Genomic DNA, 15,452 nt, shown 5'->3' with positions numbered 1-15,452 from the left:
AGGGTAATGGCTACAGAAAAAGAATTTCATATGACGGAAGCCGGAAAAGAAAAATTGGAGCAAGAACTTGAATACTTAAAATCTGTCCGCAGAAAAGAAGTCGTGGAACGGATTAAAGTAGCCCGCAGTTTCGGGGATCTTTCGGAGAACTCGGAATATGACTCTGCTAAAGAGGAACAGGCATTTGTTGAAGGAAGGATCACAACCTTAGAAAATATGATCCGAAATGCCAAAATCATTGAAGAAGACGATCTTAATTCTGATAAAGTGAGCCTCGGGAAAACGGTTACTTTTAAAGAACTCCCTGATGGAGATGAGGAAACTTACACAATAGTTGGAAGTGCTGAAGCTGATCCATTCGAGGGTAAGATTTCTAATGATTCACCGATAGCCAAAAGCTTGATGGGACAAAAAGTAAATCAAGAAGTAACTTGTCAGACTCCTGGCGGCGAAATGCGCGTTAGAATCGTTTCTATCAGCTAAATCCAAACACGGAGGCCTCAAAAACGGGCTTATCCGTGTTTTTTTATGGGCATTGTTCCTGTGATCATGCCGTTTGCTATGCTTAATACAGTACACTTTTTCTCAAGGAATTTTTACTGCTGGTTATATCTCTTTCTCTAGGCGGCAACAATGGGAAAGAGGTGCTTAAAATGCTTCAAAAACGTGTTTTGTTCATATCTATTCTGATTTTTATGATGATGACAGGTCTTATGGGAAGGTTAATGCAGATACAGTTATTTCAAGCTGAAAACTTTTCTGCATACCATGTGAATTTAATTAAAGAAAGCGTAAAACAAAGGACACATGAGCTCGTATTAGATGATGGCCGGGGGCAGTTTCTTGACAGGGAAGGAGAGCCGATTTCCTATGAAGAAAAGTCTGTCCTGGTACTCTTTCCTTTTATCAAGAGGATGGACTGGAATAGTACGCAGATTGCCAAAATCTTGGACATTTCCCACCGAGATCTTAAGAGTCAGGTGGAAGCAGCAAAGGAACCAGTCGTTGCAAGGGGAAAAGAAGACCCCTTATTACTAACAGAGCAGCAAGCCGATGATATTAACGAGCTTCAGATACCTGGAGTATTTGCCGTTAAAAAGAAAATATTTCCCGAGCAGCCGCCTGCTGCCCAATTTCTCGGCATTTACGGTGAGAATGAAAAGATGTTTAAAAGCCGATATCCTGATAAAGATTGGAGAAATAAATCGGTCGGGCTCACGGGATTGGAACAATCGTTTGATGAATTTTTACAGGCCGAAAAAGAAACCAAATTTGTCTACCATGTTGATGGGATTGGAAATCCTTTATTCGGGATTGATGTGAAGTATGCGGGACAATCAAACCCATTTTTTCCTTTACAGGTAAAAACTACAATTGACCAAGTCTTGCAAAAAGAGATTGAATCACTGTTGGATGAACATCACATTCAAAATGGGGGAGCCATCCTGCTGGATGTAAAAACGAACGATATTGTAGCCGTGGCCTCCAAACCTAGTATCAACAGCAAAGATCCCTATTTCGACGAAGGATCGAAGAACATGATGTTCAAGCAGCTTATTCCTGGATCTGTCTTTAAGACTGTCATAGCTGAGGCAGCAATCGAGGAAGGGGTTGTGAAAGACAAAGAACAGTTCCGCTGTGACTTGGATATTAGGGGAAACCCGGCAGAACGAAATCTCGGCAGCCTTAATTTTGAGGAAAGCTTTGCCAGGAGCTGTAATCGAACCTTTGCGGAATTAGCTGGACGCTTAATGGAAAAAGACCCGATGATACTTGAAAATTATGCTCGCAAGCTTGGTTTGCTTGAAGCCGTATCTTGGCAGGGGGATGTATTCCAATTAAGTGAATTTAAACAATTTGAGCATGATATTGGAAGGGTCTTTGCTGATAATGCAAGCCGAAAAGATCAAAACTTTATCGCACAAACAGGGATTGGGCAGCAGGAAGTCCGCCTATCTCCGTTGTCGGTGGCAAATATGATAGCTGTCATCGCCAGAGGCGGGGAGAAAAGGTCAGTAAGAGCAGTTTCTGAGATCCAATACGGTGATGGAACGACAATGGCATCATTTGATGAGCAAAAGTCTGATGGAGACCAGATATCACCATATGCTGCAATTAAAATGCAGCAGCTGCTTAGAAAAGTAGTGACTGACCCGGAAGGGACGGGCAACCTTCTAAAGGATCTTCCATATGAGGTAGCTGGAAAAACGGGCACAGCAGAAACATCTGTGATTCATGAAGGGAAGCAACTCCATCATAAATGGTTTGCAGGTTATTTTCCGTTTGATGAACCGCAATATGTTCTAGTCACCGTGAACGTGAATGTACCTGGAGATGAAGGCGGGGTCAATCCGTTATTTGCGGATATCGTACAGATGATTTATGAGAAAAACGAAACAAATGTTCATCCCGGTGATTCCCCAAGGTGAAAAATGGATGCATGTTTTCCCCTGTCCATGATATTATAGGTACAATACGGGGAGGGATTTTTAATGCCGATTGATTTCAAGGATGATAAATCACGCTCTGCTCTCCGTGCAAAACGGAGAAAAACGAACATTATTTTAAATACGCTTATTGCGGTTATCATCATTTTAATCCTGATTGTCGGAGGAAACATTTTTTTCGGAGGAGACAATACTGATAAACAGACAAGCCCTTCGAATTCCGAAGAAACAAAGAAAAAGGATCAGCCGGCTGAGGAAAAGAACGTGCAGACCAAGACAAAAGAAGATGAGCCAGCTGATGAAAAGGACAAGGAAGACGGGAAATTGGAAGAAAGAGAAAGTGATGAAGCGAATGTTGAGAAGGTATTAGTCAATCCTGCTTGGAAACCGATTGGAACTGATCAGGGGAGTGGTCATCAATCTTCTTACAATATGGGAACAACTGACTGGAATGAGAAACTCAAGGCTGCTGCCTACGCTGTTGACATTCCGGCTGACAATATGACTGCCTGGTGGGTTACAGGCGGCGACAATCCAGAAAAACAGGCAGAATTGACAGTATCAGCAAAGGGGAGCGATGATACGTATCGTGTCTATATCGAATGGGTAGACGGTGAAGGCTGGAAACCTGTTGAAGTGAAAAAGCTGATTCAAAATGATAGAAGATAAATCAGACATGCAACTTAAAACAGTTGCAATGAGATAAAGGGAATCAGGGCGGCAAAGGTCGCCTTAGTAACCTTGCTTTCTGTCTCTAGGCTTGGGCCTGATGGAGTTTATTGTTGAGGCATGTTGTGGCTAATGGCTGTTGAGTTTGGGCTAGATTTTGTTGTGTCCTTTATTTGTATAAACTAGAGAGGCAGCGGAGAATCTTCATATTTTATAAAAACATAGGGGAGTTTGGAGAAATGAAAATAGCAGTTATAGGGGCGATGGAAGAAGAGGTTGAGCTTCTACGCGAGAAAATGGATGTACAAAAGGTAGAAAAGGTGGCCCATTGTGAATATTTCATAGGTACGCTAAACGATAAAGACATTATTTTATCAAAGTCTGGAATAGGTAAAGTGAATGCAGCCGTGGCTACTGCAATTTTATTGGAGAGATACAAGCCGGATGCCGTGATCAATACGGGATCTGCTGGAGGATATAATCCTGAACTCAGTATCGGTGATCTCGTCATTTCTAGTGAAGTCCGTCACCATGATGTCGACGTAACTGCTTTTGGCTACGCGTATGGGCAAGTGCCACAGCTTCCGGAAGCTTTTAAAGCAAATGATCAGTTGATAGAAATTGCCGAGACAGCGGCAAGGTCGGTTGATGGAGTCCAATCCATTAAAGGGCTGATTGCCACTGGAGATACGTTTATGAGCGATCCGGATAAAGTTCAATTTGTCCGGGAAAAATTCCCTGATATTCAGGCAGTGGAAATGGAAGGGGCAGCCATTGCTCAAGTCGCGCATCAATTCGATATTCCTTTTGTCATCATCAGATCTTTATCAGATATTGCCGGTCAAAAATCGGAGATTTCGTTTGACAAATTTATTATCAAGGCTTCCGTCAATTCTGCAAATCTTGTGATGGAAATGATCAAAATGCTGGGAAAATAATAGGAAGCCGAAGGGTCAGTGGACGCCTTCGGCTTTTCCATTATTTTGTCATGTTGAGAAACTCTTCTACATCTTTTATACAAAGATCAACGCCGGCTTGCCAAAACTCCGCTTTTGTCAAGTCTACTCCCAAGTGTTTTTTCGCAAGTTCCTCTACAGTCATTTTTCCAGTGTCTTTCAACAGAGAAATGTACTCTTGCTCGTAGTCTTTTCCTTCTTTCTTCGCATGGGCGTAGATGCCTAGTGAAAATAAATATCCAAACGTATAAGGGAAGTTATAAAAAGGAACATCCGTAATATAAAAATGAAGCTTAGAGCCCCAAAAGTGCGGGTGATATTGTCCTAGTGAATCGCCATATGCTTCCTTTTGAGCATCCTCCATCATTTCATTCAGCTTTGCAGTGCTCACCATTCCCTTTTTGCGCTCTTCATAAAAGCGTGTCTCAAAAAGGAAACGGGCATGGATATTCATAAGAAGAGCAATGGAACTTTGTATCTTACTTTCAAGAAGGGCGAGCTTCTCTCCATCATTTTTAGCCAGTTTGAGCGCTGCATCCGCAACAATCGTCTCTGCGAAAGTCGAGGCAGTTTCCGCTACATTCATAGCATAATGGCAATTTAGAGGATGAACATCTTTCATAGCATAAGTGTGGAAAGCATGACCCAATTCATGGGCAAGAGTTGATACATTTTCATAAGTGTCTGAGTATGTCATGAAAATCCTTGACTGATTGCTCAAAGGAAAGGACGTACAAAAACCTCCTGGACGCTTTCCAGGGCGATCTTCCGCTTCGATCCACTTGTCTTCAAATGCCTTTTCAGCAAAGTGGGAAAGCTCGTTACCAAATTCCCTGAAGTGATTGATGATGAAAGCGGCGCCTTCCTGATAGCTATACATTTTTGCAGAATCTGTTATTGGAGCATCCAGATCGTACCAATTTAATTTCTCCATACCAAGCAGGCGTGCTTTTCTTTCAAGAAATTCAACAAAAGGCTTTTTATTATCAGAAATCACTTTCCACATAATATCCAGTGTTTCTTTGCTCATACGATTGTACTCCAATGCTTCTTGCAAAACGTCATTCCAGCCGCGTTTTTTATATACGGCTAAGCGAAATCCGGATAGATGATTTAAAGTAGTGGAGAGAAGCTCCGCTTGTTTACTCCAAGCTTTTTCCCATTCAGTAAATACCTGATTACGTATTTCCCTGTCATGGCTTGAAAACTTATTTTGGGCCTGACCGACAGATAGTTGGACTTCCTTGCCATTTTCATTAAAAGGAATGCTTAATTGGCTAACAATCGCATCATACATTTCTTCCCAGCCATGGTAGCCATCTACAGCCAACTCATTAATGAGCGTTTCTTCTTCTTTAGACAGTTTTTCCGCTGCTTGGCGGCGCCTTTCATTTAAAACAAACTGCAATTCCTGTAAAGGCTCCAGTTCAATCAGCTTCTGCCAATTCGATTCTTCGATTTGTACAAAGGCTTTGTCTAAATGTGTCAATGCCGTATCAAAATTTGAAGCTAATGAAGTCACAATGCCCCTTAATTCATTCGCTTTTACATCGTCCATATTTTGTGCCTGAAGGCAGGATACAAAAGATTCTGCTTGTTCAAGTCCCAAATCAGCCTTTTGAAACTTTTCTAATATATGAACCAGACCTGTATCTTTGCTGCTTGCAGCATCCCAAGCTTTTATGCTGTTTTCAAACGATTGAATTTCGGCTTTCACTTTCTCCTAATGAGCAAGAAATTCTTTGGATGAACTGCCTCCAGGAAAAAAAACATCAAGATTCCATGTCGTTGAATATGTAGTTGGAATCAAAAGCTTTCCCCTCCTCTAGAAATGTCTTTTCATTATATGATAAATAACCCGATTTTCATAACAAAGCTCCTATGAATATGTTTCGGATTTATTGGGGGATGCCCTTCTCCTTTAAAAGTAAAGCTCCATAGGGCTTAATGAGTATCTTTCTTTCGAGTAAATATTCTCACTCATCCATTGAAAAAGAAGGGAGTTAAAAAGATCGGCAGGTCAATAATAAATTTATTTTATTGTTCTGGCGGCCGGTATCCGGCATTTTTCGCTTCTTGCTCTGAACAAAACCATTGAACTACCTTTTTTGTCCTGCTGTAGTATCTACTGCTCGGAGTATGATATATTCCGTTAACACTTCCTTTAATATCACAAGCTGATTGATCCAGCGCAGGCTCCGGTTCTGGCTCAGGAGCAGGGGCCGGCTTTGTCTCAGGTTTTGGTTGTGGAGCGGGCTTCGCTTCTTCCTTTGGTGTTGGCTTAGGCTCCGACGGAGCTGCTTGTTTTTCGGGTTGCGGCTCAGGCTTCGGTTCAGCTTTCTTCAAAGGTGGTTGACTTGTTTCTTTTTTAGGTGCAGCTGCAATGGATTTTTCTTTTTCCTTTTTCGGCTTTTTAAATCCGTCATCTTGAACATAATTTTTGATTGACCAGATGCCGATACCTTTTTTCTTCGCTTTTTCTTGTGTGGCTTCAAATTCTTCCAGATACTTTGTATCTGATGGTGAAACAGCTACTCTGGCAAAGCCTTTTTCCAATAGCATATTATTAAATAGCTTGTCTTCAATCCATACATAGGCTAGGAGCTTTCCAGATTTGTCCCTTTCTTGTGTTCCGAGTTCAAGAGTGACTGTTTTTCCCTCGAGAGTCTTAGCTGTGAATTCAACTGCTTCTGGTCCGAACGGTTGGACTCCTATTTGCGGATGTTTGGTTTCAGGAGCATCGACTAAAATCATTCGGACTTTCTCTTCTTTTCTATCCAAATCAACAACGATAGTGTCACCATCAACAGCATGGGTGACTTTAACTTTTTCTCCTTTTACGTCACTAGGAGGGGAGCGCTCGCTGGGAACATCCATTTTGGCCGTTACGATTAATTGTTTTTCATCATCAATCAGTTCGCCAGTCAATAATTTTCCGTCGACACCAATAATTTCTATAACTGAATCAGGCTGGTCATCAGACAAAGATAATTCAATCTTTTGTTTTCCAGATTTCAACTCTTCAATAGGGATAGCATCTAAAGAAAATTTCCCATCCTTGACAGAGGTAGTTTTTTCTATACTTTTATCTTTGTTGTTCTTTAAAGTAACCAAGAGGGCAGTTTTATCAGGGAGATTAGTTTCCCCAGCTATCTCAACTTGGTTGTCAATAACTTCACTAGCAATCTTTAATTTAGGTGTAAATGTTTTTTCTTCCTCTACCAACTCAGTCTCAGTTTGTTTTTCTGGAGCCGTTGAGACTGCTTCTTCCGGTTCATCATAAGATAACAAAACGATAGTAAAAATGAATAAAACCAGAGCCGGAACACCTGTTACCAAGCTAATAAATTTAAAACTTGGTCCCTTTTTGAATAAGCCTCTAATAATAGAGAGGACGAAGAAAGCTAAAAATGCCATCCCACTACCTAAGAAGGTCATAATTAGCAACAGATTAACAAACAACTTAAATTACCCCCGTTTTATTTTTGTTATAATAAAAACTGTTTAAGTTCTCGGAAACATTTTGCTCCCGAGATTTTATAAGAAAAGCCCTTCAGGGTTAATCTGCATTATTAAACTTCATTCAGCAGAATCCCCCTCCTGTAAAGTGGTGAGCTGAATGCAAATTGGTATTCCATTCATCTGGGATTAAAACCCCGACTGAATAAAGTTAAAGCTTCCCATGGATGCCACAGATTATATCGAGCGGGGCTTGATATAATCTGGGCGAATTTAGGTTCTGCTACTTCTTTATACATGACAATAAGCATAAAGACATTGTGTAGTAAAACCAATGAGTGGCGACTATTTTCGTGTGTTAATTTACCTATAATTTATTTAAATTTTTTTAAGTGCGCCAATTTCTTGTGAACATAAAAGATTTAAGTAATATTGCAATATAGATAGATTACCATATTTATCTAAACAATCGTTAAAAATTAGCCGAAAATTCAATTTTACCCTGAGAAAATATGGTTTTTCTCAGTACCCAAATTGAAATTTTCATATGAATAATAAAATCGTAACTCCCGCTCAAAAGCATCAAGTTTTTAGCAGACGGTCAAATGAATTATTAGTTTGTATTGAATTATTAGAACCGTAACAGGTTTTTCCTCCCAGCCTGAGTGCTGTACTTATCTGATAAATACTCTAATTTTCATAACAAAACCCCTATGAACAAGAACTATTTTCGCTAGACAAGCAATTGTCCTTTTTGATCATCATATACATGTAATCAGTGGGTCATTACATCAGGGGGGTGAGCATTTGTCGGGAATTATTACGGCTATCGGCTTGCTGTTCAAAGAGCTTATATTCCTTGTGTCGTATGTAAAGAACAATGCATTTCCGCAGCCGCTTTCTCCGGAAGATGAAAAAAAATACTTAATGAGAATGGCGGAAGGAGATGAAGAAGCACGGAACATATTGATCGAGCATAACCTCCGGCTTGTCGCCCACATTGTGAAGAAATTTGAAAATACTGGGGAAGATTCAGAGGATCTGATTTCAATCGGCACCATCGGGTTAATCAAGGCGATTGAAAGCTATTCGTTCGGAAAAGGAACAAAACTTGCCACATATGCAGCGAGATGTATAGAAAATGAGATTCTTATGCACTTACGGGCCCTTAAAAAAACACGTAAGGACATTTCTCTGCATGATCCGATCGGGCAGGATAAAGAAGGAAACGAAATCTCATTAATTGATGTATTAAAATCTGATGCAGAGGATATTTTTGATACGATTCAACTAAATATGGAGCTGGAAAAAATCAAGGAGTATATCGATGTGTTGGATGAAAGGGAAAAAGAAGTGATTATAGGCAGATTTGGCCTGAATCTTGAGAAGGAACGGACACAGCGGGAGATTGCCAAGGAATTAGGTATTTCAAGGAGTTATGTCTCGCGAATTGAAAAAAGGGCTCTTATGAAGATGTTCCATGAATTTTACAGAGCGGAAAAAGATAAGATGAAAAATCTGAAAGGTGACGAAAAAGGAGGTTAGCAAAAAAATTAAGGGAGGTCCGAAGTAATTTGCTTAGGAACAATTATGGGTGTGAACAATACGAATTGGAAGTACAGAGAATGATTTATGAAGGTGGAGCTATTTTTCAGGAATATCTTTTGAAAGAAAAAAAGATAAAAAAGTCAGAGAAAAATATGAAAAAGAAGTAAAGAATAAAAAGCCAGTTCCGCGAGATCCAAAGCGAAACTGGCTTTTTATTATACTTTTTTCAATGAAAACGTGCTGATCATTAGAAGTGATAGACCGAGAGTGATGAACAAGAAAGAAAATGGTGGGAGGTAAGGAATTGCCAAATAACTAAGAGTAAGCAGACAGCCTGCCGCTGTAATGGGAAGACCGGTAAAAAAGCCGTTATTCTCGGAAATATTGAACCTCGCAAGTCGAAAAGCACCGCAACCAATATAAAATATTGTAAAAAATACGCCCGGGAAACCAAACAAATTTAAAATTCCTTGGTATAATAGCAAAGCGGGTGCTACGCCAAAAGAAATGATATCACTTATGGAATCAAGCTGTTTTCCAAGTTCTGATTCGATTTGAAGCTTTCTTGCAACCATTCCGTCAAAACGATCAGTCATTGCAGCTATGAATATAAGCAGGAGGCTTAAATGAAGCTGACCATTAGTCCCTGCGATGATAGCAAAGCCGCCGAGTCCCAGGTTTGTGAATGTCAGGACATTGGCCGACTGAGCTTTTATTTTTTTAATCGTATGATCGACGACATCGGACAGAAACATAACACTCCTCCTTTTCGGTATAATAGATATTTCATTATTTAATTATATGGTTTCTTCTTCATAAAGTTAAGTATAAATTTAAGATTTGTTTGGAGGCAATCGGATTGAAAGCCGCTTTATATCGCTTTTTTATCGAACTTACAAATGGACCATTTATATCAGCAGCATTAAGGAAGTTTACAAATTCCGAGATGAGCAGGGTTTTTATTAAATCCTACGCTGCCCATTATCAAATAAATCAGGACGAGATGTCAAAAGATATCCGATCATATTCTACCTTGCACTCTTTCTTCACAAGACGCTTGAAAGAAGGGGCAAGAGTAGTTGACAACAGCCATGACAGTGTCGCTAGTCCTGTAGATGGTGTAATAGAAGACACGGGTACTATTACCTCCAGCAAGGAAATAATAGTCAAGGGAAAAATTTATTCTATTTCTGAGATGCTCGGCGGTACGCATCAAGCTGAAAAATATGAAGGCGGGACGTATATCATTATATACCTAAGTCCTTCTCATTATCACAGAATTCATAGCCCTGTGAGCGGAAAAGTGATGAAAAGCTATTCCCTTGGGAGCAAATCGTTTCCGGTTAATCGGTTTGGATTAAAATTTGGACATTCTGTATTGGCGAAAAATCATCGGGTCGTCACCGAAATTGGTTCTGGAGAGACAACAGTTGCCGTAGTCAAGGTTGGGGCAATGTTTATCAACTCTGTTGTTGTCACGAATACGGAGCGGGAATGGGGAAAAGGAGAAGAAGTCGCCTATTTTTCCTTCGGATCGACAGTAATCCTTCTTTTCCAAAAAGGAGCATTTATCCCAGGCGACATTGTTAAATCAGCAGGAGAAATTAGGATGGGAGAATCGCTGGGAAGATTGTCAGGCAAAAAAAATCAATAAAAAGCACCCGGGAAGGTGCTTTATTTAAAGTAATCATAAAATTAAACAAAATTTCTGTTATTTTTAATTTCACAAACTAAGGATCTGGTTTAAATTGTACTGAAAGATGCAGGGCGAGTTATCATTGGAGTAAGCTCGCAAGGAATTCAAGATAAACGTATTCAAGGAAGCTTTCCTTCAACTTGTCGAAAGATGCAGTGTAGAAGAAATCTGACATTCCCTATGAGGGAATTCTTATTAAAACTTGTCCAGCCCTTTTCTTTATAACACTCTGCTCAGCAAAGCATTTTTGATCGACGAGCTAATGAACGGCGTTCTATTTCGGTTTCCATAAGACTGATGAATTCAGGGTTTAAGTTTAATCTTTTTGCTTTAAAGTAAGTTTCAATCAATAATTCGTCGGATAGCTTTTTCACCAGCTTCACCTCCAGAAGATATTCACGTTCTAAAGCAAAGGCATATTGAATAAAATGATAAGTTCTTTTATTTGTAACTTCACTTTAGCAAAGAAAAGCTTATGGAACAAGCGTTCCTTTATCCACAATCAACAGTGGATAACTTGTGATCAATTTGTTTATAACAGGATTTAAGCTGTTCGTTGATGACTTTGTTGTGTTTATAAAGTTACCCACAATTCAGGGTGGTGTTAGAATTTGTCGAAAAGTTTAGGAAACATTTTTCTTCCTGTAATATTTTGAAACTCCTTGGCAGATTGATTAAGATTGAAATATGATGAAGAAATAATGGGGTGCACAATTTGTTGAAACGATTTTTACCGAATGAATATGTGAAAAGCATTTTCTTAATAGATCCAGCTGTTTTAAAAGCAAAAGGTGTAAAAGGAATTATCACTGATTTGGATAATACGCTTGTTGAATGGGACCGTCCTTATGCTACTCCCCGGCTAATCGAATGGTTGGAGGAGTTAAAGAGCCATGACATGAAAGTGACGATTGTATCGAACAATAATGAAAAAAGAGTAGGAGATTTTTCTAATCCATTGAATATCCCATTTATTCATAGAGCCAAAAAACCATCCAGAAAAGCTTTTAAGCGAGCTGCGAGAGAAATGGGATTATCACGCGAGGAGACTGTGATTATCGGCGACCAGCTGTTGACTGACGTGTTCGGGGGCAATCGTGCCGGATTTTATACGATTCTTGTTGTCCCGGTTGCCCAGTCAGATGGTTTTTTTACGCGGTTTAACCGCATGGTAGAAAGAAGGATCATGTCTACTTTTAAACGTAAAGGTTTAGTTAAATGGGAGGAATGAATGTGAACGATTTACATTGCATCGGCTGCGGTGTAGCTATCCAGACTGATAGACCAGGTGAACTAGGATATGCGCCTCGCTCTGCATTGGAGAAAGAAGAAATTATTTGCCAGAGATGCTTTCGCTTAAGACATTACAACGAAGTGCAGGATGTAGAACTGTCGGATCAAAGCTTCCTTGATATTCTCCATGCAATCGGTAATACAGACAGCCTAATTGTTAAAATCATAGACATTTTTGATTTCAATGGGAGCTGGATTCCTGGTCTTCAAAGGTTTGTCGGCAAAAATCCGGTTCTTTTAGTCGGTAACAAAGTGGATCTTCTGCCGAAATCGACTAACAAAAATAAATTGGTCAACTGGATGAAAAAGCAGGCAAAGGAATTGGGACTCATTCCTTTGGATGTTTTACTTGTCAGTGCTGCGAAAGGAAACGGAATCCAGGAAGCACTTGCTGAAATCGATTCTCTTCGCCAAGGAAAAGATGTGTATGTTGTAGGGTGTACAAATGTAGGAAAGTCTACATTTATCAACCGTATCATTAAGACTGCTGCGGGCGGGAACGATGTGATTACCACATCACATGTACCAGGCACAACGCTCGATATTATTGAAATCCCGCTGGATGACGGCAAAAGTCTCGTTGACACCCCGGGCATTATCAACCATCATCAAATGGCACACTATGTAAATAAAAAAGATTTGAAGATCATTACGCCTAAAAAAGAAATTAAGCCGCGTGTCTATCAATTAAATGAAAACCAGACATTATTCTTTGGAGGGCTTGCAAGGTTTGATTACATCAAAGGCGGCCGTAGACCGGTTGTTTGCTATTTGGCTAACAGCATTGAAATTCATCGGACCAAGCTTGAAAAGGCAGACGAGCTGTATGAGAAACATGCTGGTGAAATGTTGCAGCCTCCGGGAAAAGGGGAGTTTGAAAATTTTCCAGAGCTCATCAGACATGAATTTAAATTAAAAGATGATAAAATGGATATCGTCTTTTCGGGGCTTGGCTGGGTTACGTTAAAAGAACAGGGAGCACAGATTGCAGCGTATGCGCCTAAAGGTGTTTCGGTTTTATTAAGGCCTTCTCTTATTTAACGAGCGGGTCGATAAAATCTGGGCGCAAATATGCAAAGGGGCATTTGATTATATAAAGACAGGATGATTGGATTGAAAAAATTATATGGCGTGATTGGGGATCCAATAGCCCATTCATTATCACCGGCTATGCATAACAAAGAGCTCCAGAAGCTTGATATCGATGCTTATTACCATCCATTCCATATAAAAGGGAAGGATTTGAAAGCGGCTGTAGAGGGAATGAAAGTGATAGGGGTTGCCGGCTTTAATGTCACTATCCCTCATAAAACAGCTATCATTCCATTATTAGATAAAGTAGATCCGCTTGCTGAGGCCATCGGAGCAGTCAATACAGTTGTCAGGGAAGGCGATATATTTGTCGGCTATAATACTGACGGAGCCGGCTTTGTGGAGTCTCTCAAGCAAGCTTGGAAAGAAGATTTAACAGAAGAGCGGGCTTTAATTATTGGAGCCGGAGGTGCGGCAAAGGCTATCTATTACACATTATTGTCTATTGGAGTTCAGCGGGTGGATATATGTAACAGGACGATTCAAAAAGCAGAAGCTTTGATTGCAGGACAGCCTTATCAAGCTGAATCAAAAGCGATGACACTGGAAGAAGGGGAAGCGAACATTGGGGAATACACCTTGATTGTACAGACAACTTCTATAGGAATGGCCCCTGAGATAGGTAAAAGCCCTATTTCACTAGAAGGAGTCAGGTCGTCTGCTTTTGTTTCTGACATTATTTATAATCCATCTGAAACAATGTTCCTTAAAGAGGCGGTACAAAAAGGAGCAAAAACGCAAAATGGTCTTGGCATGCTTGTTTATCAAGGGGCGTTGGCTTTTGAAAAATGGACCGATGTTAAACCGGATGTTTTGCGCATGAAACAAACTTTGACTAATTTCTTGGAGGAATTACCATGCTAACTGGAAAGCAAAAAAGATTTTTACGAGCAAAAGCGCATCATCTTCAACCCATTTTTCAAGTGGGCAAAGGCGGAGTAAGTGAAAATATGGTTAAACAGATTGATGATGCGTTGGAAGCGCGCGAGCTGCTCAAAATAAGCATTCTTCAAAATTGTGACGATGATAGAGAGACTGTGGCTGAGGAAATAGTCAGAGGTACTCATAGTGAACTTGTACAAATCATCGGGAGGATCATCGTTCTATATAAGGAATCACGAGAAAACAAACAAATAGAGCTGCCAGTAAAGGGTTGATCGGATGAAGAGGAAAATAGGCATCCTGGGAGGAACGTTTGATCCTCTACATCTGGGTCATCTGATTATTGCAAATGAAGTACTGGATCGTTTGGGACTTGATGAAGTGAAATTCATGCCTAATCATGAACCGCCGCACAAAGACCGGCACACCGGAACTACGGTGGAAAATCGACTCGCCATGCTGGAAAGGGCTATTGAAGGACACCCGAAATTTTCTATAGAAACAATAGAATTAAATCAAGCCGGACGCTCTTACACATATGATACGATGAAGATATTAAAAGAAAAGAATCCGCAAAACGACTATTATTTTATTATCGGGGCTGACATGGTGGAATATTTGCCCCACTGGTATAATATTGAGAAGTTAGTCAAACTTGTTCAGTTCGTCGGTACGAATCGGCCTCATATTAAATTGGAAAGCCCGTATCCGGTTAAATTTGTTGAAGTCCCGATGATTGAAATTTCTTCCTCCATGATTAGAGACCGGATAAAAAAAGGAATGTCCATAAAATATTTATTACCGGATCAGGTTATTCGTTATATAGAGGAGAATTATTTATATGAATCGTGAACAAGCTTTTACTATAGTCAATGAAAAAATAGCGGGTCCGCGATATGAACATACTAAAAGGGTCGCGGAAACAGCAGAAAAACTGGCTATCAAATATGGAGAAGATGTTGAGAAAACAGTCCTGGCTGCGATTTTTCATGATTATGCCAAACTTCTTCCAGTCAATGAGTTGAAAAAAATCATTTCTAATCAACAGATGGACTCCCGGTTAATGAATTATCATCCAGAGCTTTGGCATGGTCCGGCAGGAGCTATAATTGTCCGGGACGAAATAGGAATTGATGATTTGGATATCTTCAATGCGATCCGCTATCATACAACTGGAAGGGCAGGAATGTCACTCTTGGAAAAAATCATTTATATTGCGGATTATATTGAACCAGGAAGACAGTTTGACGGCCTTGATGAAGTTAGAATGCTTGCAGACATTGATTTGGATAAAGCTTTGAGACAGTCGCTGGGAAATACTATCAAGTTTTTAATCGACAAATCTACCCCTATTTTTCCTGACACATTTGAAGCATATAACGATATGGTTAAAAAATAAGGAGGAGATAA

The 15,452-nt window shown here is 40.0% G+C and carries 16 protein-coding genes and 1 pseudogene; 13 read left to right on the top strand and 4 right to left on the bottom strand.

Annotation, left to right across the window (positions count from 1 at the left end):
• Positions 1–6 precede the first annotated feature (6 nt).
• The 4 genes from greA (at position 7) to mtnN (ending at position 4,054) form a co-directional block, all read left to right on the top strand.
• Positions 7–483 (top strand): transcription elongation factor GreA, encoded by a 477-nt coding sequence (gene greA, locus H9631_RS01030; RefSeq protein WP_191809387.1) that lies wholly within the window; start codon positions 7–9, stop codon positions 481–483.
• 170 nt (positions 484–653) lie between these two features.
• Entirely contained in the window at positions 654–2,429 is a 1,776-nt protein-coding gene (locus H9631_RS01025) for a peptidoglycan D,D-transpeptidase FtsI family protein (protein ID WP_191809386.1), read from the top strand.
• A 63-nt stretch (positions 2,430–2,492) separates the two neighbouring features.
• On the top strand, positions 2,493–3,116 hold the full coding sequence (locus H9631_RS01020; RefSeq protein ID WP_191809385.1) for a YrrS family protein: 624 nt from the start codon (positions 2,493–2,495) through the stop codon (positions 3,114–3,116).
• Positions 3,117–3,355: 239 nt separating this feature from the next.
• Complete coding sequence (mtnN, locus tag H9631_RS01015) at positions 3,356–4,054, top strand: 5'-methylthioadenosine/S-adenosylhomocysteine nucleosidase (protein ID WP_191809384.1); 699 nt, start codon at positions 3,356–3,358, stop codon at positions 4,052–4,054.
• 40 nt (positions 4,055–4,094) lie between these two features.
• Here the strand turns inward: mtnN and H9631_RS01010 are convergent.
• A pseudogene (locus H9631_RS01010) lies at positions 4,095–5,882 on the bottom strand (M3 family oligoendopeptidase).
• Between the two features lie 227 nt (positions 5,883–6,109).
• Complete coding sequence (locus tag H9631_RS22220; RefSeq protein ID WP_225220777.1) at positions 6,110–7,534, bottom strand: thermonuclease family protein; 1,425 nt, start codon at positions 7,532–7,534, stop codon at positions 6,110–6,112.
• Positions 7,535–8,338: 804 nt separating this feature from the next.
• Between H9631_RS22220 and sigK the strand changes: the two genes are divergently transcribed.
• Together sigK and H9631_RS00995 are read left to right on the top strand one after the other, a co-directional pair.
• The gene (sigK, locus tag H9631_RS01000) at positions 8,339–9,076 is read left to right on the top strand and encodes an RNA polymerase sporulation sigma factor SigK (RefSeq protein WP_191809383.1); all 738 of its coding nucleotides are present in this window, start codon (positions 8,339–8,341) and stop codon (positions 9,074–9,076) included.
• Positions 9,077–9,105: 29 nt separating this feature from the next.
• The gene (locus H9631_RS00995; protein ID WP_191809382.1) at positions 9,106–9,246 is read left to right on the top strand and encodes a hypothetical protein; all 141 of its coding nucleotides are present in this window, start codon (positions 9,106–9,108) and stop codon (positions 9,244–9,246) included.
• 48 nt (positions 9,247–9,294) lie between these two features.
• On the opposite strand, the gene pssA is transcribed toward H9631_RS00995, so the two are convergent.
• Positions 9,295–9,834 (bottom strand): CDP-diacylglycerol--serine O-phosphatidyltransferase, encoded by a 540-nt coding sequence (pssA, locus tag H9631_RS00990; RefSeq protein WP_191809381.1) that lies wholly within the window; start codon positions 9,832–9,834, stop codon positions 9,295–9,297.
• A gap of 104 nt (positions 9,835–9,938) precedes the next feature.
• On the opposite strand from pssA, the gene H9631_RS00985 reads away from it, so the two are divergent.
• Positions 9,939–10,733, top strand: coding sequence for a phosphatidylserine decarboxylase (locus tag H9631_RS00985; protein WP_191809380.1), 795 nt, complete (start codon positions 9,939–9,941; stop codon positions 10,731–10,733).
• A 275-nt stretch (positions 10,734–11,008) separates the two neighbouring features.
• On the opposite strand, the gene sda is transcribed toward H9631_RS00985, so the two are convergent.
• Positions 11,009–11,149: a sporulation histidine kinase inhibitor Sda gene (gene sda, locus H9631_RS00980; protein WP_191809379.1), complete on the bottom strand. Its 141-nt coding sequence runs from the start codon at positions 11,147–11,149 to the stop codon at positions 11,009–11,011.
• Positions 11,150–11,490: 341 nt separating this feature from the next.
• Here sda and H9631_RS00975 point away from each other — a divergent pair, with 341 nt between their 5' ends.
• The 6 genes from H9631_RS00975 (at position 11,491) to yqeK (ending at position 15,441) form a co-directional block, all read left to right on the top strand.
• Positions 11,491–12,006 carry a YqeG family HAD IIIA-type phosphatase gene (locus H9631_RS00975; protein WP_191809378.1) on the top strand — a complete coding sequence of 172 codons (516 nt, stop codon included), beginning with the start codon at positions 11,491–11,493 and terminating at the stop codon, positions 12,004–12,006.
• On the top strand, positions 12,003–13,109 hold the full coding sequence (gene yqeH, locus H9631_RS00970) for a ribosome biogenesis GTPase YqeH (RefSeq protein ID WP_191809377.1): 1,107 nt from the start codon (positions 12,003–12,005) through the stop codon (positions 13,107–13,109). Before H9631_RS00975 ends, yqeH begins: the two co-directional genes overlap by 4 nt.
• A gap of 72 nt (positions 13,110–13,181) precedes the next feature.
• Positions 13,182–14,024, top strand: a complete 843-nt coding sequence (aroE, locus tag H9631_RS00965; protein ID WP_191809376.1) for a shikimate dehydrogenase — start codon at positions 13,182–13,184, stop codon at positions 14,022–14,024.
• On the top strand, positions 14,018–14,317 hold the full coding sequence (gene yhbY, locus H9631_RS00960; protein WP_191809375.1) for a ribosome assembly RNA-binding protein YhbY: 300 nt from the start codon (positions 14,018–14,020) through the stop codon (positions 14,315–14,317). Before aroE ends, yhbY begins: the two co-directional genes overlap by 7 nt.
• A 4-nt stretch (positions 14,318–14,321) precedes the next feature.
• On the top strand, positions 14,322–14,894 hold the full coding sequence (locus H9631_RS00955; RefSeq protein WP_191809374.1) for a nicotinate-nucleotide adenylyltransferase: 573 nt from the start codon (positions 14,322–14,324) through the stop codon (positions 14,892–14,894).
• The gene (yqeK, locus tag H9631_RS00950) at positions 14,884–15,441 is read left to right on the top strand and encodes a bis(5'-nucleosyl)-tetraphosphatase (symmetrical) YqeK (protein ID WP_191809373.1); all 558 of its coding nucleotides are present in this window, start codon (positions 14,884–14,886) and stop codon (positions 15,439–15,441) included. Before H9631_RS00955 ends, yqeK begins: the two co-directional genes overlap by 11 nt.
• The last annotated feature ends 11 nt before the right edge of the window (positions 15,442–15,452 follow it).

The sequence above is a fragment of the Bacillus norwichensis genome (genome assembly GCF_014836955.1).
Classification (GTDB): domain Bacteria; phylum Bacillota; class Bacilli; order Bacillales; family Bacillaceae_C; genus Siminovitchia; species Siminovitchia norwichensis.
This window is presented reverse-complemented; position numbering and strand designations above follow the sequence as displayed.